This is a genomic window from Flavobacterium sp. Leaf82 (genome assembly GCF_001422725.1).
Classification (GTDB): domain Bacteria; phylum Bacteroidota; class Bacteroidia; order Flavobacteriales; family Flavobacteriaceae; genus Flavobacterium.
On record NZ_LMMA01000008.1, the window covers coordinates 73,772 to 98,088 of the forward strand.

Annotated in this window: 15 protein-coding genes and 3 pseudogenes; 10 read left to right on the forward strand and 8 right to left on the reverse strand. The window is 36.7% G+C overall.

Translation table 11 applies throughout. The features are described from left to right. Positions 1-35: 35 nt before the first annotated feature. From ASF10_RS07770 to ASF10_RS07805, 8 genes are all read left to right on the forward strand, one after another. Positions 36-1,166, forward strand: coding sequence for an NAD(P)/FAD-dependent oxidoreductase (locus tag ASF10_RS07770; protein ID WP_056247378.1), 1,131 nt, complete (start codon positions 36-38; stop codon positions 1,164-1,166). Then, the gene (locus ASF10_RS07775; RefSeq protein WP_056247381.1) at positions 1,163-1,876 is read left to right on the forward strand and encodes a methyltransferase domain-containing protein; all 714 of its coding nucleotides are present in this window, start codon (positions 1,163-1,165) and stop codon (positions 1,874-1,876) included. The genes ASF10_RS07770 and ASF10_RS07775 overlap by 4 nt, the downstream gene beginning before the upstream one ends. Next, positions 1,873-2,925, forward strand: coding sequence for a type III polyketide synthase (locus ASF10_RS07780; RefSeq protein WP_056247384.1), 1,053 nt, complete (start codon positions 1,873-1,875; stop codon positions 2,923-2,925). Before ASF10_RS07775 ends, ASF10_RS07780 begins: the two co-directional genes overlap by 4 nt. A gap of 215 nt (positions 2,926-3,140) precedes the next feature. Next, the gene (locus ASF10_RS07785) at positions 3,141-3,578 is read left to right on the forward strand and encodes a 3-hydroxyacyl-ACP dehydratase FabZ family protein (RefSeq protein ID WP_056247387.1); all 438 of its coding nucleotides are present in this window, start codon (positions 3,141-3,143) and stop codon (positions 3,576-3,578) included. Beyond that, on the forward strand, positions 3,575-4,849 hold the full coding sequence (locus ASF10_RS07790) for a beta-ketoacyl-[acyl-carrier-protein] synthase family protein (protein ID WP_056247389.1): 1,275 nt from the start codon (positions 3,575-3,577) through the stop codon (positions 4,847-4,849). The genes ASF10_RS07785 and ASF10_RS07790 overlap by 4 nt, the downstream gene beginning before the upstream one ends. A 1-nt stretch (position 4,850) precedes the next feature. Next, positions 4,851-5,105 carry an acyl carrier protein gene (locus tag ASF10_RS07795; protein ID WP_056247393.1) on the forward strand — a complete coding sequence of 85 codons (255 nt, stop codon included), beginning with the start codon at positions 4,851-4,853 and terminating at the stop codon, positions 5,103-5,105. Beyond that, a complete protein-coding gene (locus ASF10_RS07800) occupies positions 5,102-5,608 on the forward strand; it encodes a 4'-phosphopantetheinyl transferase superfamily protein (protein WP_056247395.1) in 507 nt (168 codons plus the stop codon). Before ASF10_RS07795 ends, ASF10_RS07800 begins: the two co-directional genes overlap by 4 nt. 516 nt (positions 5,609-6,124) lie before the next feature. Further along, positions 6,125-6,679 carry a phage tail protein gene (locus ASF10_RS07805; RefSeq protein WP_056247397.1) on the forward strand — a complete coding sequence of 185 codons (555 nt, stop codon included), beginning with the start codon at positions 6,125-6,127 and terminating at the stop codon, positions 6,677-6,679. Between the two features lie 16 nt (positions 6,680-6,695). On the opposite strand, the gene ASF10_RS07810 is transcribed toward ASF10_RS07805, so the two are convergent. Next, complete coding sequence (locus ASF10_RS07810) at positions 6,696-7,706, reverse strand: hypothetical protein (protein ID WP_056247399.1); 1,011 nt, start codon at positions 7,704-7,706, stop codon at positions 6,696-6,698. A 90-nt stretch (positions 7,707-7,796) separates the two neighbouring features. On the opposite strand from ASF10_RS07810, the gene ASF10_RS07815 reads away from it, so the two are divergent. Both ASF10_RS07815 and ASF10_RS07820 read left to right on the forward strand, forming a co-directional pair. After that, positions 7,797-14,081 (forward strand): T9SS type A sorting domain-containing protein, encoded by a 6,285-nt coding sequence (locus ASF10_RS07815; protein ID WP_056247400.1) that lies wholly within the window; start codon positions 7,797-7,799, stop codon positions 14,079-14,081. Positions 14,082-14,130: 49 nt separating this feature from the next. Next, complete coding sequence (locus ASF10_RS07820; RefSeq protein ID WP_056247402.1) at positions 14,131-14,982, forward strand: outer membrane beta-barrel protein; 852 nt, start codon at positions 14,131-14,133, stop codon at positions 14,980-14,982. A gap of 556 nt (positions 14,983-15,538) precedes the next feature. Here ASF10_RS07820 and ASF10_RS07825 read toward each other — a convergent pair. From ASF10_RS07825 to ASF10_RS24690, 7 genes and pseudogenes are all read right to left on the reverse strand, one after another. Next, a complete protein-coding gene (locus tag ASF10_RS07825) occupies positions 15,539-17,479 on the reverse strand; it encodes an OmpA family protein (RefSeq protein WP_056247404.1) in 1,941 nt (646 codons plus the stop codon). 2 nt (positions 17,480-17,481) lie between these two features. Then, positions 17,482-18,390: a type IX secretion system membrane protein PorP/SprF gene (locus ASF10_RS07830; RefSeq protein ID WP_056247406.1), complete on the reverse strand. Its 909-nt coding sequence runs from the start codon at positions 18,388-18,390 to the stop codon at positions 17,482-17,484. Between the two features lie 58 nt (positions 18,391-18,448). Then, the coding region (locus ASF10_RS07835) for a gliding motility-associated C-terminal domain-containing protein (protein WP_206743356.1) at positions 18,449-22,024 on the reverse strand (3,576 nt) is incomplete at its 5' end. Between the two features lies 1 nt (position 22,025). Beyond that, a pseudogene (locus tag ASF10_RS24680) lies at positions 22,026-23,132 on the reverse strand (Ig-like domain-containing protein); the annotation flags it as partial. Next, positions 23,116-23,541 (reverse strand): Ig-like domain-containing protein (locus tag ASF10_RS07845; protein WP_206743357.1); only part of this gene is annotated, 426 nt, incomplete at its 5' end. The gene ASF10_RS07845 and the pseudogene ASF10_RS24680, both read right to left, overlap by 17 nt. Position 23,542: 1 nt before the next feature. Beyond that, a pseudogene (locus ASF10_RS24685) lies at positions 23,543-24,091 on the reverse strand (Ig-like domain-containing protein); the annotation flags it as partial. Between the two features lie 27 nt (positions 24,092-24,118). After that, a pseudogene (locus ASF10_RS24690) lies at positions 24,119-24,317 on the reverse strand (Ig-like domain-containing protein); the annotation flags it as partial.

A 24,317-nucleotide genomic window follows, 5' to 3' on the forward strand; every position in this document is an offset into this window, starting at 1 on the left:
CTACTTCTTACATTTAATAAATAAATTGCTGTGGTATGAAAACAAATCCGGATGTACTTATTATTGGTGGTGGACTTGCCGGATTAGCCGGAGCTTTGCACTTGTCCCAGAAGGGATTAAAGGTAACGCTTATCGAAAAATCAAGTTATCCCAGACATAAAGTATGCGGCGAATATGTATCTAATGAAATCCTTTCGTATCTGAATTGGCTTGATGCCGATATTTCAAAATTAAATCCTACGACTATCTGCAAATTCGAATTTTCGACACGCAACGGGAAACTGGCATCGGCTAATCTTCCGTTGGGAGGTTTTGGTGTCAGCAGATATGAACTCGATAATTTTTTATACCAAAAAGCAATAGCAAATGGCTGTACAATTATCAATGAAATGGTTAATGCTGTTTCTTTTGATAATGATTTGTTTAGTATTACAACTTCAAACCAAATTTTATCGGCAAAAATAGTTCTTGGTGCTTATGGCAAACGATCTAATATTGATCAGGTTTTATCGCGTGATTTCTTTACTAAAAAATCCCCCTGGTTAGCAGTCAAAGCACATTACAAAGGCAATTTTAATGATGATGTTGTTGCGCTGCATAATTTTGATGGCGGTTATTGTGGTGTTTCTAAAGTCGAAAATGATATTATAAATATTTGTTACCTGGCAGATTACGCCACTTTTAAGCAATATAAAAATATCGAAGATTATCAGCAAAATGTGCTGTATAAAAACAAGCATCTTAAAACTGTTTTTGAAAACAGTTCTCTCCTTTTTGATAAACCAATCACAATAAGTCAGATCTCTTTTGATAAAAAGCAACCTGTAGAAAATCATATTTTAATGATTGGCGACACGGCCGGACTTATTCATCCTTTGTGTGGCAACGGAATGGCGATGGCGATACACAGCGCTAAAATAGCATCAGAATTGGTATTGGATTATTATAATGGAAAGATCATATCAAGGGAAGTATTAGAAAAAAAATACGCTCAAAACTGGAAAAAACATTTTGGCAAACGCTTGTATATGGGACGGCTTTTGGCAAGAGTTTTAAGAAACAAAACCATCACAAATACCTTGATAGCTATTACGGTAGCATTGCCAAAACTGCTTCCTGCAATAATTAAACAAACCCATGGTAAACCCATACTAATAAATTCATGAGCATAAACACGAAATACAGAACACAGGAAACGGAGATTATGGATGATTTTTTTCTGCAGGGAAAAGAATTACAAGATGCTCTTGACAAAATTGCTCACATTAATCAATTATTAGGAGGCAACAAACTCACGCTTCACGGCATAAAAAAATTATTAAAAAAATCTGATACTTCTAAAACAATCACTATTGCTGATATAGGATGCGGAAATGGCGATATGCTACGAATGATGGCTGATTATGGCAGAAAAAATAATCTTGATTTTAAGCTTATTGGTATCGATGCAAATGCTTTTACGATTAATTATGCCAAATCATTATCTGCTGAATATCCTAATATTGAGTATCTGTGTGTAGATATTTTTAGTGATAATTTCGACTTTATAAAATATGATATCGTTTTGTGTACGCTGACTTTGCACCATTTTTCTAATGAGCAAATATTAAATATAATTACTACCTTTAATAACAATGCCGGAATTGGGATTGTCATTAACGATTTGCATCGCAGTAAATTAGCCTATCGTCTCTTTGCCTTAATTTGTGTTGTTTTTAATTTAAACAGAATGTCACGCGAAGATGGGCTTGTGTCTATACTAAGAGGATTTAAGAAAAAAGAACTGGAGGATTTCTCTAAAAAACTAAATTTAAAAAACTATACCATAAACTGGAAATGGGCTTTTCGTTACCAATGGATAATTGCTAAAACATGAGTGTAAAAATTATAACTGTTGCCAAGCAACTACCCCAATATTCGCGTGCAACTGCAGATATACTTCCGTTTCTGGACGGATGGCTGCACGGACAGGAAGAACGCTTTATAAAAAAAGTAAAAAAGATTTTTGAAGGCGCTGCTGTCGACAAACGTTACTCAATTATGGATCCGGAAGAAGTTTTTACGGCAACCTCTTTTGAAGATAAAAATGATATTTACAGTCGGGAAATGATCATTTTGGGCGAGCAGGTATTAGAAAAAGCACTCAAAAAATCAGGTTGGGATCCTCAAACGCTTGACTATATTATTACGGTAAGCTGTACCGGAATTATGATTCCGTCGTTAGATGCTTATCTTATCAATAAAATGAAGTTAAGACAGGATATCGTTCGGCTTCCTGTGACCGAAATGGGTTGTGCTGCAGGAATATCCGGTATTATATATGCTAAAAATTTCCTGAAAGCAAATCCCGGAAAACGTGCCGCGGTTATAGCGGTAGAATCTCCTACGGCAACATTTCAGCTTGATGATTTTTCGATGCCTAATATTGTGAGTGCCGCCATTTTTGGTGATGGAGCTGCTTGTGCGCTTTTATCCTCTTATGAAGAAGATCGTGGACCTGAAATTCTGGATGAAGAAATGTATCACTTTTATGATGCGGAACATATGATGGGTTTTAAATTAACGAATAGTGGTTTGCAAATGGTTTTGGATATTGAAGTTCCGGATACTATTGCGTCACATTTTGGCGATATTATTCATCCGTTTCTGAAAAAAAACAACCTTGAAATTAAAGATATAGATCATATGATATTTCATCCCGGCGGAAAAAAAATAGTCACAACAGTTGAATCTCTGTTCTCCGGATTAGGTAAAAATATCGATCATACTAAAGAGGTTTTAAAACAATATGGCAATATGTCGAGTGCAACGGTATTATATGTTCTGGAACGTATTATGGATGGAAATCCAGAATCCGGAGAAAGAGGATTAATGTTAAGTTTTGGTCCGGGATTTTCTGCTCAACGTGTTTTGTTGCAATGGTAGTATTTGTGCGTTGATTATTGTTATATAAAATTAGACGCGGATTTTACTGATTCGCTAAACAAAGACGCGGATTAAAACGGATTTAATTCATTTAAAATATTGAAATTTTGTTTACTTTAAATCAAGAAAAAAATCCGTTTTTATCCGCGACTTTACGAAGTAAATCCGTTTTATCCGCGTGCAATCAGACACCAACTCATTAAACAAAACAAATTATGATTTTAAAAAATATTTTAGCAAAATTACCGTACAGCAAGCCTTTTTTGTTTGTAGATGAATTGTTGCAAGTTGATGAAAACAGTGTTACGGGAACTTTTACTTATACCGAAGATCTTGATTTTTACAAAGGTCATTTTAAAGATAATCCGGTAACTCCGGGTGTAATTTTAACCGAAACAATGGCGCAAATTGGTATGGTTTGTCTGGGTATTTATTTATTGGGTGACGCTTTTAATAAAGATACAGTTATTGCTTTTACATCAGCAGATATGCAGTTTTTAAAACCTGTTTATCCTAATGAAAAAGTAACGGTAACTTCTCAGAAATCATTTTTCAGGTTTGGAAAACTGAAGTGTGATGTGATTATGAAAAATGAAGCGGGACAAGAAGTCTGCAAAGGTATTCTTGCCGGTATGATTACTAATAAATTATGAGTAAGAGAGTTGTCATAACAGGTTTGGGTGTAGCGGCTCCTAACGGGGTTGGAATTCCTTCGTTTACTGATGCCATAAAAAACGGATTATCAGGAATCAGGCATGATGCCCAATTACAGGAATTACAGTTTTCCTGCCAGATCGCCGGGCAACCAGAAATTACAGAGGAACTTAAATCCCGATATTTTACAGAACTTGAATTGCGTGGTTTTAATAGTACAGGAATTCTGTACGGTGTTATTGCAGGAATAGAAGCCTGGAAAAATGCGGGACTGTCTATAGAAAATAATCAGGATCCGGATTGGGACAGCGGAACTATCTTTGGATCCGGAACATCAGGAATTGATAAATTTCGCGAAAGCATTTATAAAATCGACGAATTACAAACCCGCAGGTTAGGCAGTACTGTTGTGGCACAAACCATGAATAGCGGCGTAAGTGCTTATCTGGGAGGAAAATTAGGACTTGGTAATCAGGTTACTACAAATTCATCTGCTTGTGCAACAGGAACAGAAGCTATTATGATGGCTTATGACCGCATACAATCCGGACAGGCAAAAAGAATATTGGCAGGAAGTACCAGTGACAGCGGTCCTTATATCTGGGCTGGTTTTGATGCTTTACGGGTTTGCAGTTCTAAATATAATGAAGCTCCCGAAAATGGCTCAAGACCAATGAGTGCAACTGCAGCAGGTTTTGTGCCGGGCAGCGGCGCCGGAGCATTAGTTATAGAAGAATTAGAAAGTGCCCTGGATCGTGGTGCAACAATTTATGCCGAAATATTAGGCGGAAATGTAAACTCAGGCGGACAACGCGGTAACGGAAGCATGACGGCTCCAAACAGTATAGCGGTTCAGCAATGTATTAAAAATGCTATCGCTAATTCAGGGATTTCGGCAAAGGATATCGATGCCATAAACGGACATCTCACGGCAACTACAAAAGACAGTCTGGAAATCGAAAACTGGACGAAAGCATTAGACCGAAGCGGAACTGATTTTCCTTATATAAATTCCTTAAAAAGTATGACCGGACATTGCCTTAGTGCAGCCGGAAGTATCGAAAGTGTAGCAACTGTTTTGCAATTGCAGGAAGGTTTTGTATTTGGTAACATCAATTGCGAGGATATTCATCCGGAAATAACAGAACTTATAGATTCCTCAAAAATTCCTTTGAAAACTATAGAAACCAAGCTGAATATAATTGCGAAGGCAAGCTTTGGCTTTGGTGATGTAAATGCGTGTATAATATTTAAAAAATTTGAAAACTAATATGACTAAAGAAGAACTTATTGCCCAACTAAAAGTGATCATAAAGCCTTATACTACAAATACTGAAGCATATGATAATCTTACAGAAGATACAGATTTCATAAACGACTTAAGCATCAACTCTGCAAATCTGGTTGATATTATTCTGGATATCGAGGAAGCATTTGATGTTGTTATTGATAATACGGATATGGAACGAATGCTTGATGTAAAAACTTCGGTAGAAATTATAGCTACTAAACTTGCAGCAAAATGATAGGCAATGATGTGATCGATATTATACAATCACGTCAGGAAAGCAACTGGCAGCGTAAAGGGTTTATTGAAAAACTCTTTACTCCTGCTGAACAATTGATTATTGCTCAAAACCCTGAGCCGGAAATTATAATCTGGCTGCTCTGGAGCATGAAAGAAGCGGCTTATAAAATTTATAACCGACAAACTAAAATAAGGGAATTTATTCCTCAAAAACTGATTTGTACTATACTATCAAAAACCGATATTTATAGTACAGGTCAGGTTATCTGCGGTGAAAATATTTACCATACAAAAACAACTATTACTCCTGATAGTTTGCATACAATAGCAGTTGCCACTTTAGGCAATCTACATAACGTTATTGAAATTGAAAAAAAAGATATTATCAAAGACAAAAATGGGATTCCGTACCTGTCTGATTCTTCCTTACATACAACAAAAGATGTTTCTATAAGTCATCACGGTCGTTTTGAAAAAGTGGTGATCATTAATGAGATTTAATTATTTCAAGATTAAATCATAAAAACCCCTATGCTCTCAGCATAATTTTTTAAACCTATAAACCTTAATTTTAATTGGAGAAAGAATGCAGTAAAAAATGCATTTCTTCTACATCACTATTATAGGTATACTTTAAAGGTTATTCCTGTTTTGAATTTTCCTTACTTCCTCCCTACTTCCTGTTTAAATAACACGATTTACAAAAAATTGAATTCTTTTAAGATTGTCCTCATTATTTTACATGACATCTAAAACAGATTTCATGACATAAAATATCCGTCCTGTAACATATTTCTGTTTCATCAACCAATCCATCCATAATTTTAACCTAATTAAAACAAAAAATAAAGTTAAAAAAAATATAAAGTGATTCTAAAAACACGTAAAAACACCTGCTTCTGAGCCACTTATATAAACTACTTTAGCATTGTAGAAAAATTCTTTCATGAGGTTTTCTTACAACATATACGCAGATAAAACAATTAACTATAATCATTAACCTAATATTATTAAACTATGGAAGAATTCATTGGAATCGTAAAGCTATTTGCTGGAAATTTTGCCCCAAGAGGCTGGGCTTTTTGTAACGGTCAAATATTGTCTATCGCACAAAACAGTGCCTTATTTGCCATTTTAGGTACTACTTATGGTGGTAACGGGCAAACGACTTTTGCACTGCCTAATCTTCAGGGTTCTACAGCCATTGGATGGGGAAATGGTGGTGGATCAAACTACGTTCTTGGACAAGTTGCCGGTGCACCAAATGTTTCTATTTTAACAAGCAATTTACCAGCACACGTTCACGCAGGACCTGGTAAAATATCTGTAAGTGCATCAAATGCAACAGATTCAACACCTGTAGCTGGTGCGTCGATAGCTATACCGGGATCTGTTGTTTCAAGAGTTTTTACTCCAACATTAGGATATGCAACGGCAACTCCAAGTGTTGATTTAACCACTAATGTTACAACTGGTGCAACGGGTTCGAATATTCCTATTTCTGTAATGCAGCCTTATGTAGCATTAAGTTACATTATTTGTCTGGAAGGTATTTTTCCGTCAAGAAATTAATAGGGATTATTTACAATTAATCTTTTAGGAAGTAAGACCATTTTGGCATTTCGCTAAAATCGTACACTAACTGAATGCCTGAATAATCATTAATACTGTAACGGGATACCAGACAATACGGGTTTGTAATATAAGACTCTGCGGTTTTTAACTCGATGTTGTCAAATATCTTAAGCTCGGTAAAAATGCAAATATCAGGATTGTTGTCAAAGTTTGCCGGCAGGTCATAAAAGTTACTTTCAATTTTCGAATTGGGAATTACACTGCCAAAAAGTTCTTTGTTTATTGTAAATAATCTATCAACAAATACATTGTGAGGATAGGGCTGCATTTGTTTGTGGCCCTTTACCTCTTGTTTGGCGTTTTTAAGCGATGGCTCGTGATCAAAGAAAGTATAAGCGAGATCGATTCTTATTTCCTGCGGAATCAAAATTCCATGAGCCGGTAATTGAGAAACAATATTTCGTGTAATGGCTACTTGTGGTTCACTGGTAAGTGCATAATGCATGGTCTCTGAAATGGCAAGATCTATGGTGAAATTTTCAGGTTTTATATACGTGGTTGCGTCGGTTTCTATTATTTGTAATTGGTATTTATCAAGACCTGTAACTGACAAAAGATGCTGCACAGATTCTATTGATTTTGCATTGATATCTAATAAAATAGCGTTAATTCTATCTTCATCAAATAAAGGAAGTAAAGGCAGAATTAATGTTGCATAAGGCCCACAGCCTGCATATAGGATATTAATGCTTCTTTCAGGAAAATCATCGCTCAGTTTGGTTAAAGCCTTATATATGCCTTTAATAAAAAAAACAGTACGCAGGTAATCATCAACACAATCTGCCGCTCCTGAACTTGATAATGCGATACCGCCTTTAACTAAAGTTTCGTTGGTTTTAGAATGTTGTACTGTAGAAATTTTACTGTAGAAATCTGAAAGTTCCTTCGCGCGTTTTACATGTTCATCAACCGTATTTGACGCAATGATAGATTGCACAATAACCAAAAGTTCTTGTTTATACATGATATCAACTTTAATTATAGATTGGAGTTAGAGATATAAACTAAAATAAATAACAAGAATACAAAATGATAAATCTAATATCAAAACATTATGAAAAAACTTTACTTATTATTAATTTTTCTGTTTTTTGCAACGCAGCATATAACTGCGCAAACAACACTGGAAACATTTGAAAGTGCTCCCGTTTCTGCAGCAACTTTTACAAGCGGACCCAAAACATTTAATCTGACCAGCAGTTATGGTACATTTACTGTATATAATGGTCCTGGTCTTGGTTATGCAACTTCAAACCGATTTATTCAGGTTTCCGATTCTGCCGGGCCAGAAGCTTTAGGGCAATTTGGTACTTTTACTGCAGCAGCAGGAAGTTTTAAGGTAAATAGCCTTTGGATTTATGTTTCAGGAGATGCTAATCAAAATGCGGGAGTTACCAGTAACTCAGCCGCAGGATCTATTACTTTTAGAGGTAAACTGGGTGGTGTTACACAATTTACTGTTATAAAAAATACTACTGGTGCTAATATTGGTTACGCTCTACCAGGTAATGGTTTTATCTCTACTAATTTTGCTACGGATGGTGCATCCGATTATACCAATGTTATTATTGATCAGCTTGAAGTTCAATTAAGTGCGAACTACGATTATTTTGCTATTGATAATTTTACATTTGCAAACGGAGCTGTAGCGCCAACTGTTGTTACAACAGCAGCTACAACTGTTAAATCTGTTTCTGCTGTAATTGGCGGAAATGTAACTGCAGATGGCGGTGATGCCACAATACAAAGAGGTATCGTTTGGGCAACAACACCTAACCCAACTATTTTAAGCAATAAATTTCAAATTGGCACCGGGACGGGATCATTTACAAATACTGTAACTGGACTTACTCCCGGATCACTTATTTATTACAGAGCTTATGCTACAAATAGCGCAGGTACTTCTTACGGTAGTGAATTAACACTTACTACAGGAGCAGCTTTGAGCACTTCGTCTACACCACAAACCAATGTGAGCTGTAATGGAGGATCTAACGGTACAGCAACTGTTAATGCAACTGGTGGTACAACTCCATATACTTATTTATGGTCTAATGGCGCTACAACAGCTACTGTAACCGGACTTGGTGTTGGGCCAATATCAGTAACTATTACTGATAATGAATTAACACAAATTACCAGAAACTATACAATAGTACAGCCTTCAGGGCTTAACGGAACTGCATCTACAACGGCAGTTTCTTGTTTTGGAGGATCTAATGGTACAGCAACAATTACTCCAGCAGGAGGTACTCCCGGATATACTTATTTATGGTCTAACGGAGCAACTACCGGAACAGCAAGCGGACTAAGTGCAGGAACTTATAGCGTAACTATAACTGATGCTAACTCTTGTCCAAGAACTATAAACAATATTATTGTAGGACAACCTGCGGCCACTGTTAACGGAACTCCAAGCGTAACAAATGTTTCTTGTTTTGGAGGAGCTAATGGTACAGCAACTATTGTACCTGCCGGAGGAACACCAGGATATACTTATTTATGGTCTAACGGAGCTACAACGGCTACTACAACAGGATTAATTGCAGGAACTTATAGCGTGACTATAACTGATGCTAATTCTTGTCCTAGAACTATAAACAATATTATTGTAGGACAACCTGCTTCAAGTCTTAACGGAACTGCATCTACAACAGCAGTTTCTTGTTTTGGAGGATCTAATGGTACAGCAACTATTGCACCTACTGGAGGAACACCAGGATATACATATTCATGGGCTCCATCAGGTGGTACTGCAGCAACAGCAACAGGACTTACAGCTGGTACTTATAGCGTAACTATCACAGATGCCAATTCTTGTACAAGAATAATAAATAACATTATTGTTGGACAACCAGCTACTCCTCTTAACGGAACTCCATCTACAACGGCAGTTTCTTGTTTTGCAGGAGCTAATGGTACAGCAACAATTGCACCTACTGGAGGTACTCCGGGATATACTTATTTATGGTCTAACGGGGCGACTACAGCATCAGCAACAGGATTAGTTGCAGGTACTTACAGTGTAACTATTACAGATGCTAACGCTTGTACGAGATTGATAAGCAACATTGTTGTAGGAACGCCAACAGCTATTATTGCTAATGCAACTCAAGTTAATGTAAGTTGTAACGGAGGTTCTAACGCATCTGCAAGTGTTGCGCCAACCGGAGGTGCAGGATCTTATACGTATCTTTGGATAAACGGAGCAACAACTGCATCAATATCTGGTCTTTCAGCAGGAAACTATAGCGTAACTATTACAGATGCTAATACGTGTTCAATCACACAAAATTTCACTATAACACAGCCACCAGTTTTAATTGCATCTCAAGGAACAATTAATAATGTTAGTTGTAACGGAGGAGCTAATGGTACGGCAACTGTTGTCACTACCGGAGGAGCCGGCGGATATACCTATTCCTGGTCACCTTCTGGCGGAACTGCAGCTACGGCTACCGGACTAACAGCAGGTACTTATACCGTAACTGTTACAGATGTTAATTCATGTCAGACATCACAGGCATTTACTATTACACAGCCAACTCTATTGGCCGCAACAACTACTCAAAACAATATATTATGTAATGGAGCTGCAACAGGATCTGCAACTGTTGCAGCAACAGGAGGAACTGGTACCTATACGTATTCATGGTCTCCATCAGGAGGAACTGCAGCTACGGCTACAGGATTAACAGCAGGAACTTATACGGTAACTATTACAGATGCTAACACATGCCAGACAACAGCAACTGTTACTATTACACAACCTGCATCAGCATTAGTTGCATCACCGGTATCACTGACGAATATAGGATGCCGTGGAGAAGCAACGGGATCTGCTACAGTTAATGCAACTGGCGGAACTGGTACCTACACATACTCATGGGCTCCATCTGGAGGAACTGCAGCTACGGCTTCAGGACTTGCTGCCGGAACTTATACGGTAACTGTTACAGATTCTAACTTATGTCAGGCATCTCAATCATTTACTATTACACAGCCAGCAGCAATTCTTTCTGCAACTACAGCCTCAACGGGAGTTAGTTGTTTTGGAGGATCAAATGGTTCTGCAAGCGTTACTGTATCAGGAGGAACACCCGGATATACGTATGCATGGGCACCTTTAGGAGGTACAACATCAACAGTTACAGGCAGACCTGCAGGAAACTATACGTGTACGATTACAGATGCTAATGGATGTACATTAGTAAAAAATATCACGATTAGCACACCTATTCAATTCTCTGCAACAGTTTCAAAAACAGATGTTTCCTGTAATGGAGGTACGAATGGTGTAGCAACAGTAACAGCAACGGGAGCAACATTTCCTTACACTTATTCATGGTCTCCATCAGGAGGTACAGGAGCTACGGCTTCAGGATTAGCAGCCGGAAATTATACGGTTACTGTTCAAGATGCAAATACTTGTACCTATACAGTAAATGTTACTATAAATCAGCCTGCTGCCTTATCAGTAACATCTTCTCAAACCAATGTTCTTTGTAATGGTGGAGCGACAGGAACAGCTTCTGTAGTTGCTACAGGAGGAACACCGGGATATACCTATGTTTGGTCACCTGCCGGAGGTACAGCTGCAACAGCAACTGGGTTAACAGCAGGAAGTTATACTTGTATAGTTACAGATAACAACGGCTGTACTTATATGCAGAACTTTACTATTGTTCACCCTGCAGCCTTAAATGCGACTACTACTTTAATAAACGCAACATGCTCAACAACAGGACAGGCATCTGTAGGTCCGGTTGGAGGAACTTCACCATATACTTATTTATGGTCTAATGGTGAGACAACACAAACCGTAACGGGATTATCTGCCGGAAACATTAGTGTTACCATTACAGATAATAATGGTTGTACGGTTACAAAAAACTTCACAGTAACCACAACGAATACTTTAGTGGCTACTACATCTCAGGTTAATGTTTTATGTAATGGTTCTAATACAGGATCTGCTACAGTAGTTCCTTCAGGAGCAGCAGGACCTTTTACTTATCTATGGGCACCTGTTGGTGGTACTGCAGATACAGCAAGTAATCTTACTGCAGGTAACTATTCAGTAACTATAACAGCTGGCAATGGTTGTTCAATAGTTAAGACCTTTACTATCACAGAACCAGCTGCTTTAGCGGTTACTCCGTCTCAAACTAATTTAGCTTGTAATGGCGGAACAAACGGAACTGCTTCTGTAAACGTAACAGGCGGAACCGGAGCATATACCTATTCATGGTCTCCTTCTGGTGGTACAGCTGCAACTGCAACTGGATTAACTGCAGGAACTTATACCGTAACAATTACTGACGCTAATTCATGTCAGACAGCACAAAGTTTTACCTTAACAGAACCTGATGCTCTTACCGCTACTACTATTGTTACAAGTGTTTCTTGTAATGGAGGAAGTAATGGAAGTGCTTCTGTAAACGTAACAGGCGGAACTGGTGTTTACACCTATTCATGGTCACCTACAGGCGGCAATGCAGCAACTGCAACCGGATTAGCTGCCGGAACTTATACGGTAACTATTACAGATGATAACAGTTGTTCAATAACTGAAACTGTTACTATCACTGAGCCAACAATTCTTGATGCAATAGTGACACAAACTGATGTAACTTGTATTGGATCTGCTGACGGATCTGCAACTGTAAACGCAACTGGCGGAACTGCCGGATATACATATCAATGGCTTCCATCTGGTGGTACTGATGCAACAGCAACAGGATTGATTGAAGGAAATTATACCGTAACCATTACAGATGCTAACGGATGTAGCGTTATAAAATCAGTAAGTATATTAACAATTCCTGATGTAACAGCACCAGTTCCTGATGTCTTGAATTTACCGGTTATTAATAGTGACTGTTCTATTTCATCTTCTCAGATTCCTGTGCCTACAGCGACAGACAACTGTGCTGGAATTATAAATGCTACAACATCTAATCCTTTAAATTATACAGCTGTAGGTAGTTATGTAATTACCTGGACTTATGATGACGGACATGGTAATATTTCAAATCAAAACCAAACGGTTAATGTAAATGCGTCTCCTTTAAACCTGGTAACTTTTAGCAATGCTGAATTTACTTATAATGGAAGTGTTCATGCAGCACAAGTTGCTAATCTTCCTGCAGGAGCTACTGTAGCTTATTCTATTACACCAGCGGGAAGCACTCCAAATGGTGCAATCAATGCAGGAGTTTATACAGTTACAGCAATAGTATCTCCGGCAGTAAGTTCACCTAATTGTTCACCAATTACGTTAACTGCGCAACTTACTATTAAAAAAGCGCCACAATTGATCACTTTTGCAGCAATTGCTCCAAAAACTCTTGGTTTACTTAACAACTTCAGTTTAGAAGCTGTTGCAAATTCAGGATTAGCGATTCGTTATTCTTTTACTTACACTTCTGCCCTTCCTCCTGCTAATGTTACAGCAGCTGGTTTAGTTAGTTTGTTAAGATCAGGAGAATTGCTAATTGTAGCGCATCAGGATGGTAATAATAACTATTTACCAGCAGCAGATGTTTCGCAACTTCTTGTAATCAAAAACAATGATGTTAGTGTAACTGAGATTAAAATTGGAAATAAATCGTATCCAAATCCAGCCAAGGAAATTAGATATGTAATGCAATGTGGTGAGAACAATGTAAATATTGCGATCACAAATCAAACGAATGCTATTATTACTCCATCGGCTAATTTTACGATTACTCCTCCTAAACCTGGAATTTATACACAAAATGTAGGTGTTACTTCTCAGGACGGAAGCACAACGGCAAATTATGCTATAATTGTAGAAAAGCCTTTTGGATTCTATGATATTGTAGTTCAAAAATTCAACAATGTATTGCTTGTAAATAACAATCCTCAAACAAATGGCGGTTACGAATTTGTAGCATACCAATGGTTTAAAAATGGTGTATTGGTAGGAACAGGACAATATTATTCAGCGGGAGAAGATATGGCTAACACCTTAGATACTTCTGCAGACTTTAGTGTTAAAATGACTACTAAAGATGGAAAAGTTTTAAGCACTTGCAGTACTAAAATTTCGATTCAAAAACCAGTATCTGCTAAGTTATATCCTAATCCTATTCAAACAGGAAAAGTGATTACTGTTGAAGCTGACTTCCCTGAAGAAGAATTAGAAAATATGCAAATTAGCTTATATTCTGTTTCTGGTCAATTGGTAAAAACATTGAAATCTTCTACGGTAAAAACTGAAATTCAGTTACCTGATGCTGAGAGCAATATGTATATTGTAGTTCTGGAAACTGCAAATATCAAGAAAACTCTAAAAGTAATAGTAAATAAATAAAATCTGTCAGTGCTGTTTTCGGACAGCACTGACTTAAAAAAAAATCAAGATGAAAAAATATATACGAAACTATATAGCATCACTATCAATGCTTACTCTACTTTTAGGATTTTGCCTAAATAGTTACGCTCAGGATAAAAAGCAGGAAATCTCAATTTCTGTTGCCGGACCTTCTTCATTTCTTAACTATAATACGCCTGGAAATATTTTACCGGGAAACGGGATAAGTGCAGGAATTCGTTATTCATATTATTTAAATGAAGGATTAAGTATTGGGATTGGTGTAGAATATCAAACCTATAATTCTGATGTAAAATTTGGATCTCTTAGCGGACAATATAATACTGTTGATGCCGAGGATGAAGCTTTTCAATTTAGATACAGAGGAACAAATTTAAGAGAAGAGCAAAAATTAGGATACGTAAATATCCCTATTGGTATTCAGTTTGAAACTCCGGGAACATCACAATTATATCTTGCTGCCGGAGCTAAAATAGGATTTGCCACAAGCGGAAGTTACGAATCAAAAATGGACAATCTGACTACAAGCGGTTATTATCCGCAATATAATGTAGAGTTATTTTCTCCTGCATTTGCCGGTTTTGCAAGCACTAATAATGTAAAGACAAGCAAACAGGATATTGATACAGATGTATCTTATTCAGCAACTTTTGAAACTGGTTTAAAACAAAAGATTGGAGACAGAAGTGCTATTTATATTGGAGTTTATTTAGATTATGGTTTAAATAATATCTATGACAAAAGCAATAACAAACCTCTGGTTGAATATACTCCGGAATTACCTGTTGTGCTAAAAAATAATAGCGTACTTGACTCTCCGTTCGCAAATGATATCAGATTGGTGTCTTACGGACTTAAATTAAGATTCGCTTTACGTTAAATTAGAATAATTTTATTCCGTAAGGATGAATTAACTAAGCCGATTTCTTGGGGGAAATCGGCTTTTTTATTTGTATAAAAATGCTAATTTTTTAATGGATTTATTATACGTCTAAATTCTATGTCATTCTTCTATAAATATGACATCCCGCTGGGATTTAAAATTCTCTGGAAGTCATATTATCAAAGCTCCAGCGGAGCATAATATTTATAGCCAATGAAATACGTGCGTTAATCAAAGCTCCAGCGGAGCGTAATATCTATAGCAAATATTTACAGCCAATTAAATACGTGCGTTATCAAAGCTCCAGCGGAGCGCAATATCTATAGCAAATATCAATAGCAAATATTTATAGCCAATGAAATACGTGTGTTAATCAAAGCTCCAGCGGAGCGAAATATCTATAGCAAATATTTATAGCAAATGAAATACGTGCGTTATCAAAGCTCCAGCGGAGCGACATCTTTACAAATAGCCATAAAAAAAAGCTGCAAGGTTTTCTTGCAGCTTTTCAAATTAACAATTTTTAAAAAAATTAATAACAACAGAATACTATTTATTTCATTGAAACAATGATAAATTCACTTCTTCTGTTTAATTGATGTTCTTCTTCTGTACAAGTTACATTATCAGAACAATTATTTTTCAATTGGCTTTCGCCATATCCTTTTCCGGATATTCTATTAGCCGAAATTCCTTTTTTTACCAACCAGTCAATTGTTGCTTTTGCTCTTTTGTTAGAAAGAACCATATTGTATTTTTCAGTCTGTCTACTGTCGGTATGCGAACGAACATCTATTTTTATATCCGGATTTTGATTCATTACGGCTAACACTTTTTCTAATTCAAAAGCTGCTTTTTCTGTAATAAACGACTTGTCTAAATCAAAATAAATAATCGGAATATTTAAAGTTTTAGCTAAATCAGTTCCAACACCAATTTGTTCGATTTGCTTATCCAGTTTTACATTTAATTCTGCTTTATCATTTGATGGCTGAATTGTAATTGTATTTTCATTGGTTTCATAATCTTTCTTTGCAGCTCTTACTGAATATGTTTTGTTGCATTTAACATCAAAATTATAAGTTCCGTCAGTAGCTGAAACTGTTTCTGAAATTTGCTGAAATTTATCGTCAAACAAAATAACTTTTGCATCGCTTAAAGGTTCGTTTGTTTTAGAATCTAATACGGTTCCTGATAATTTTTTTTCACAATCCAGTCTTCTTGTTTCTGTGAATTTATAAATATCATCATTCCCTATTCCTCCTTCTTTATTCGATGAAAAGAAACCTTTTCGTGTATTACTGTCAATTATAAAAGCAAAATCATCAAACTTACTATTTACCGGTTCTCCAATATTCTGAACTTGATCAAAAGTAGCATCTTCTTTGATTTTTGCCACAAATACATCCAAACCTCCTAATCCCGGACGACCGTCACTGGCGAAGTAAAGTTCATTATCTGCTGCTATAAAAGGAAAAGTTTCTCTTCCTTCGGTATTAATTCCTGCACCAAGATTTTCAGGTTTGCCAAAGGTTCCGTCTGCATTTATAGTAACACTAAACAAATCAGATTGTCCTAAACTTCCCGGCATGTCAGAGGCAAAATACAACTTCTTTTCATCTGTGCTTAAAGCGGGATGCGCTATACTGTATTCATCACTGTTAAAAGGTAAGGCAGTAACATTTGTCCATTTATCGTTTACAAGATCTGCTTTGTACAACTTTAATAACGTAATTCTCTTGTTGTCTTTTCCTTTTTTTCCACGAAGAAAATTGTTTCTTGTAAAGTACATTGTCTTTCCGTCTTTGGTAAAAACTGGAGTAGATTCATTGAATTTAGAATTTATCTTTTTCTCAAATCGAATTGGATTTTCTAAACTTCCGTCAGCTTTTAATTCTGCAGCAAACAAATTCGTAAAAGATTTGTTTGTCCATTTGAATGTTTTTTTGACAACAATTCCGGTATCTCTTGCAGAAGCAAAAACAAGTTTATTATTAAAAACCGTACTTCCGTAATCAGATTGTTTCGAATTAATTCCTGCATCTGTTATTTCGAATCTGCCAGAATTTGATTTAATCTGCTCCAGGTAGTTTTTATTATTTTCAAATAAAACTCCCCTTGCATCTGTTTTAACTTTCGAATTAAAAATCTCAAGCATCTTATCAGATTTGGCATAATCCCCAACAGATTTAAGCGCTTGTGAATATCTGTAATAATACTCCGGTTCCTGCTGATCGTTGAACGCAAATAAAGCATCATACCACTTTACAGCTTTTGTTAACTCGGCATTAAAATAATAAGCGTTTCCTAATCTCTGAAACATTTTCTCGTCTTTATACCCGCTTTCGGCTACTTTTTCATAAATAGAAATAGCGTCTACATAAGCATATTGATTGTACTCTTTCTCTGCTTTATTTAATACTGTTTTCTGCGCCATTCCGTTAAAAAAAACAGAAGACAAAAAAGCGGTATAAATTAAATTTTTAACTTTCATAATTAGAAAAATCTTGGTGAAGTTATTCGGCCATATTTATTTAAGAATTCAAAACGCAAAAATATCTCGTGCGATCCTGAATTATAATTTACCAGTTTGGTTGTTTCGCGATCATAAGCATACCCTATATATAAACTATCTGTTATCTGAAACCCTGCTAATGCACTCACAGAAGCGCTCCATCTATAAGCAACACCAATTACGAATTTGTCGTTGAACATAAAATTCGCAGATGCATCTACTTGTAATGGCGAACCTTCGACCATTTTTGTTAACAAAGCCGGTTTGAATTTTATGGTTTCATAACGATCCAGATCAAACACATAACCTGCTATAAAATAATAGTTAATACGGTCTTTGTATATGGCAATATCATTGTCGTCGTAACGATTGGTCTGAATAAAATTTGGAACAGATAAACCTACATAAGCCTTATCAGTATGCCAGTAAACTCCGGCTCCAACATTGGGTGTAAATTTATTTTCGAAATCCTGAAACTGGGGATCTCCCTGATTCTCCGGTCTTAATTTAGTTGGATCAAGTTTAAATATATTAGCTGATCCTTTTATACCAAAGGAAAGTTTGGCTGTTGCCGATGTTGGAATCGAATACGAAAAATCAGCTGATAAATTGTTCTCGTTCGTGGGACCAATTTTATCATTTACTAACGAAACCCCAAGTCCTACATTATTACCAACTGGTGTATTTACAGAAAAACTACTTGTTTCCGGTGCTCCGTCTAACCCAACCCATTGTGTACGATACAATCCAAAAACACTCATAACGCCTCTTGAACCGGCATAAGCAGGATTTATATTTATGGTATTATACATGTATTGTGTAAACTGCGCATCTTGCTGGGCAAAACCTGCAACGGAACAAAACAATAAAACTAAAACTAATTTTCTCATTTCTTTTATTTTTAAATAATGGCTTAGCCGTAACTAAGCCATTTTAATTTGTATAGTGTTACTTAGTAAGGTATAAATACCCCGCTTCCTGGTGCGGATTAGACTGCATATCTTTATACTTAATGATATAGTAGTAAGTTCCTTCAGGTAATCCGTCTGAGTCTTTGATAGTAACACGACCTTCTGATATACCTCTAAAAGCAATGTCATTATTATTATAATGATCTCTTTCGAACACTAAAACTCCCCAACGGTTGTAGATCTGTACGGTATTATCCGGGTAGCATTCTAAACCTTGAACATAGAATCTTTCGTTTTTGTCATCTCCATTTGAAGAAACAGCATTAAAGATTTTGATCACACAACCACTTAATGTTATAACAGTTGGTTTTTCTCCGTCGATATCACTAGAATCTGATTTGTCCATAACAATAATTCCGCTTTTCGTAATTCCTGATGCAGTTGCCTGATTGCTTATGCTGCTAGAATTTACATCTGCCTGCGTTAAAGTATAAGTTCCTGTTATTGAAGAATTATCACTTTGACCAACTCCTAAATTAATTGGACCTCCGCTCATTACTATTCCAGGTAAAGGATCAGAAACCAATATGTTTTCAAGATCTGTATTTCCTGTGTTTGTAATCGTGAAATTATAAGTTAAGGTCTCTCCTGCTTCAGCATATCCGTTACTGTTAGTATCATTTAATACAACAGTTTTTACAATTGCAATTGCCGGAACTTCAACAAAAATCTTAACTGTTGCCGTACTGCAATTAGATGAATTTGCTACTTCGCATATTTGATATGTCAGTGTATAATTTCCACCTTTTGTACCCGGAGCTACATCAAGCGTACCATCTGCATTGATAGTAATACCTGTTGGTAAATTCAGACCTTTTAAAATAACATCTGAAGGTTTAACAGGAACACTGTTTAATTTATCATTAGCAAGAACATTGATTACTTCTAATGAACCGTTAAGTCCGTCAGCAAGAGTTACATCATCGTCATTACCAGCCTGAATACCAAAAGTTGGCATTGCATTACAACCCGTTATTGCTGATGGATAATTAACCACAACTGATTGTGTAGGGTTTAATGTAAACTGCATTGTAACGGCAGGTCTTGTTAATTCAAAACCATCATTTCCTTGCGTCCATTGTCCGTTTACTAATACCCATCCTGGCCAGTCTGTTGGGTTATTATTAGCATCAACAGTTGCTCCCGGCCATAATACGCTACCGCTTAATGCCATATTACTTTGTGTTGCTACAATGTTGTTAGCACTATCCAACCAATTGATTGTTAATAAATCTGTTGGCGTAAAATTATCTGCTGTTACAGTGTAAGACACATATGGCGTATTATTAGAACAATAACTATTTGCTGTTACCGTCATAGTTGGCGAAACAACCTTAACCGTAACTGTAGCAGGACTACAATTAGAAGGATTCGCTTTTTCGCAAATTTCGTATGTCAATGTATAATTTCCAGCTGGTGCATTTGGAGCTAACTCCACTGTACCGTCAGGTTTTAAAGTTAAAATTCCTGTTGGATCCGGAGATGGAATATGTAAATCAACATCTAAAGGATTTAAAGGACTATTATTTAAAGTATCATTATTGAAAATATTTGTAACCGTTACCGTTTTATTGATTCCCACAACTGAGTTTATAGGATCAGAAACTGCAACCAGAACCGTTTTATCAACTACAATAGTAATTACTGCAGGACTCGCATCGATTGCTCCGTCATTGTCAGTCGCTGTAAAAGTAAAAGTATCATTACCTGAAAACGCTCCACTTGGATCATAAGTAAGCATACTTACTTCTAGTGGCGTTAATACTTGATTTACCAATACCGCTGTTCCTGATAAAGCTAAAACTCCATGAGCTGGTAAGCTTAAAACAGTATAACTTACAACAGTTCCGTCAGTATCTGTAGCTATTAAAGCATTGATAGGCGTTGCTCCTGCTCTTGAAGGAATACTTGCATTAGTATCATCCTGAGCAACTGGTGCATTGTTCCCAACCGGAATTGTGATTGTTGCACTTGGTAAAGCTACAGCACCAAGATCATCTGTCGCTGTAAAAGTAAAAGTATCATTACCTGTAAATGTTCCGCTTGGTGCATATGTAAGTGATGCAGCTTCGGCTGGTGTTAAAATCTGATTTACGGTTACCGGAACTCCAGCTAATGCTAAAACTCCGTTTGTTGGTAAACTTAAAACCGTATAACTAGCAATTGTTCCATCAATATCTGTTGCTGTTAAAGCATTGATTGTCGTTGCACCAGCTGTTGAAGAAATGATAGGATTTGTATCATTATTAGCAATTGGCGCATCATTAACCGAAGTTACTGTAATAACTTGGTTTGCTGTAGCAGTTCCACCTTTTCCATCACTAATTACATAAGGGAAACTAATTGCCGTAGCCGAATTAAAGTTCGCATCAGGAGTGAAAGTAATAACACCTGTAGCTGAGATATTTACTGTTCCGTTTGGTACTGTAATTGTTTGTGCAGAACCTGTTAAAGTTGTTCCGTTGATTGAAGTAATTGTCAATGTATCTCCGTCAACATCTGAATCTAAAGCAAGTGGATTTAGAGTTAAACTTCCGTCTTCTGCAACTGTATAAACATCATCAACTGCAACCGGATTATCATTAACCGAAGTTACCGTAATAAGCTGATTCGCTGTAGCAGTTCCGCCTTTTCCATCACTGATTACATAAGGGAAACTAATTGCCGTAGCTGAATTAAAGTTCGCATCAGGAGTAAAAGTAATCACGCCCGTTGCCGAGATATTCACTGTTCCGTTTGGTACAGTTATACTTTGAGCTGAACCTGTTAAAGTGGTTCCGTTGATTGAAGTAATTGTCAATGTATCTCCGTCAACATCTGAATCCAGATTTAAAGGATTTAATGTTAAACTTCCGTCTTCTGCAACTGTATAAGTATCATCAACTGCAACCGGATTATCGTTAACCGAAGTTACCGTGATAAGTTGGTTTGCTGTAGCAGTTCCGCCATGTCCATCGCTGATTACATAAGGGAAACTAATTGCCGTAGCTGAATTGAAGTTCGCATCCGGAGTAAAAGTAATAACACCCGTTGCCGAGATATTCACTGTTCCGTTTGGTACTGTAATTGTTTGTGCAGAACCTGTTAAAGTTGTTCCGTTGATTGAAGTAATTGTCAAAGTATCTCCGTCAACATCTGAGTCTAAAGCAAGTGGATTTAAAGTTAAACTTCCGTCTTCTGCAACTGTATAAACATCATCAACTGCAACTGGATTATCATTTACAGAAGTTACCGTAATAAGCTGGTTTGCTGAAGCAGTTCCACCTTTTCCATCACTAATTACATAAGGGAAACTAATTGCTGTCGCCGAGTTAAAGTTCGCATCAGGAGTAAAAGTAATCACGCCTGTTGCCGAGATATTTACTGTTCCGTTTGGTACAGTTATAGTTTGAACTCCACCTGTTAAAGTCGTTCCGTTGATAGAAGTTATTGTCAATGTATCTCCATCAACATCTGAATCTAAAGCAAGTGGATTTAAAGTAACTGTGTTATCTTCTGCAACTGTGTAAACATCATCAACTGCAACCGGATTATCATTTACAGAAGTTACCGTNACCTGTTAAAGTTGTTCCGTTGATTGAAGTAATTGTCAAAGTATCTCCGTCAACATCTGAATCTAAAGCAAGTGGATTTAAAGTAACTGTGTTATCTTCTGCAACTGTGTAAACATCATCAACTGCAACCGGATTATCATTTACAGAAGTTACCGTAATAAGTTGGTTTGCCGTAGCAGTTCCACCTTTTCCATCACTAATTACATAAGGGAAACTAATTGCCGTAGCAGAATTAAAATTCGCATCAGGAGTAAAAGTAATTACGCCAGTAGCAGAAATAGTTACTGTTCCGTTTGGTACTGTAATAGTTTGTGCTAAACCTGTTAAAGTTGTTCCGTTGATTGAAGTAATTGTTAAAGTATCTCCGTCAACATCTGAATCTAAAGCAAGTGGATTTAGAGTTACTGAGTTATCTTCTGCAACTGTATAAGTATCATCAACTGCAACCGGATTATCATTTACAGAAGTTACCGTGATAAGTTGGTTTGCTGTAGCAGTTCCACCTTTTCCATCACTAATTACATAAGGGAAACTAATTGCCGTAGTAGAATTAAAGTTAGCATCAGGAGTGAAAGTAATCACGCCAGCAGCAGATATATTTACTGTTCCGTTTGGTACAGTTATAATTTGAACTCCACCAGTTAAAGTTGTTCCATTGATTGAAGTTATTGTTAAAGTATCTCCGTCAACATCTGAGTCTAAAGCAAATGGATTTAGAGTTACTGAGTTATCTTCTGCAACTGTATAAATATCATCAACTGCAACAGGATTATCATTAACCGAAGTTACCGTGATAAGTTGGTTTGCTGTAGCAGTTCCACCTTTTCCATCACTAATTACATAAGGGAAACTAATTGCAGTAGCCGAGTTAAAGTTCGCATCAGGAGTAAAAGTAATTACACCCGTTGCCGAGATATTTACTGTTCCGTTTGGTACTGTAATTGTTTGTGCAGAACCTGTTAAAGTTGTTCCGTTGATTGAAGTTATTGTCAATGTATCTCCGTCAACATCTGAATCTAAAGCAAGTGGATTTAAAGTAACTGTGTTATCTTCTGCAACTGTGTAAACATCATCAACTGCAACCGGATTATCATTTACAGAATGAATCTAAAGCAAGTGGATTTAAAGTAACTGTGTTATCTTCTGCAACTGTGTAAACATCATCAACTGCAACCGGATTATCATTTACAGAAGTTACCGTGATAAGTTGGTTTGCTGTAGCAGTTCCGCCGTTTCCATCACTAATTACATATGGGAAACTAATTGCCGTAGCCGAGTTAAAGTTTGCATCAGGAGTAAAAGTAATTACGCCCGTTGCCGAGATATTTACTGTTCCGTTTGGTACTGTAATGGTTTGTGCTAAACCTGTTAAAGTTGTTCCGTTGATTGACGTAATTGTCAATGTATCTCCGTCAACATCTGAATCTAAAGCAAGTGGATTTAGAGTTAAACTTCCGTCTTCTGCAACTGTGTAAACATCATCAACTGCAACCGGATTATCATTAACCGAAGTTACNATCTGAATCTAAAGCAAGTGGATTTAGAGTTAAACTTCCGTCTTCTGCAACTGTGTAAACATCATCAACTGCAACCGGATTATCATTAACCGAAGTTACCGTGATAAGCTGGTTTGCTGTAGCAGTTCCACCTTTTCCATCACTAATTACATAAGGGAAACTAATTGCTGTAGCCGAGTTAAAGTTAGCATCAGGAGTAAAAGTAATTACACCCGTTGCTGAGATATTTACCGTTCCGTTTGGTACTGTAATTGTTTGTGCCAAACCTGTTAAAGTTGTTCCGTTGATAGAAGTAATTGTTAAAGTATCTCCGTCAAMATCTGAATCTAAAGCAAGTGGATTTAGAGTTAAACTTCCGTCTTCTGCAACTGTGTAAACATCATCAACTGCAACCGGATTATCGTTTACAGAAGTTACCGTGATAAGTTGGTTTGCCGTAGCAGTTCCACCTTTTCCATCACTAATTACATAAGGGAAACTAATTGCTGTAGCCGAGTTAAAGTTAGCATCAGGAGTAAAAGTAATTACACCCGTTGCTGAGATATTTACCGTTCCGTTATGATATTTGTATTAGTNGTAGCAGTTCCACCTTTTCCATCACTAATTACATAAGGGAAACTAATTGCTGTAGCCGAGTTAAAGTTAGCATCAGGAGTAAAAGTAATTACACCCGTTGCTGAGATATTTACCGTTCCGTTTGGTACTGTAATTGTTTGTGCCAAACCTGTTAAAGTTGTTCCGTTGATAGAAGTAATTGTTAAAGTATCTCCGTCAA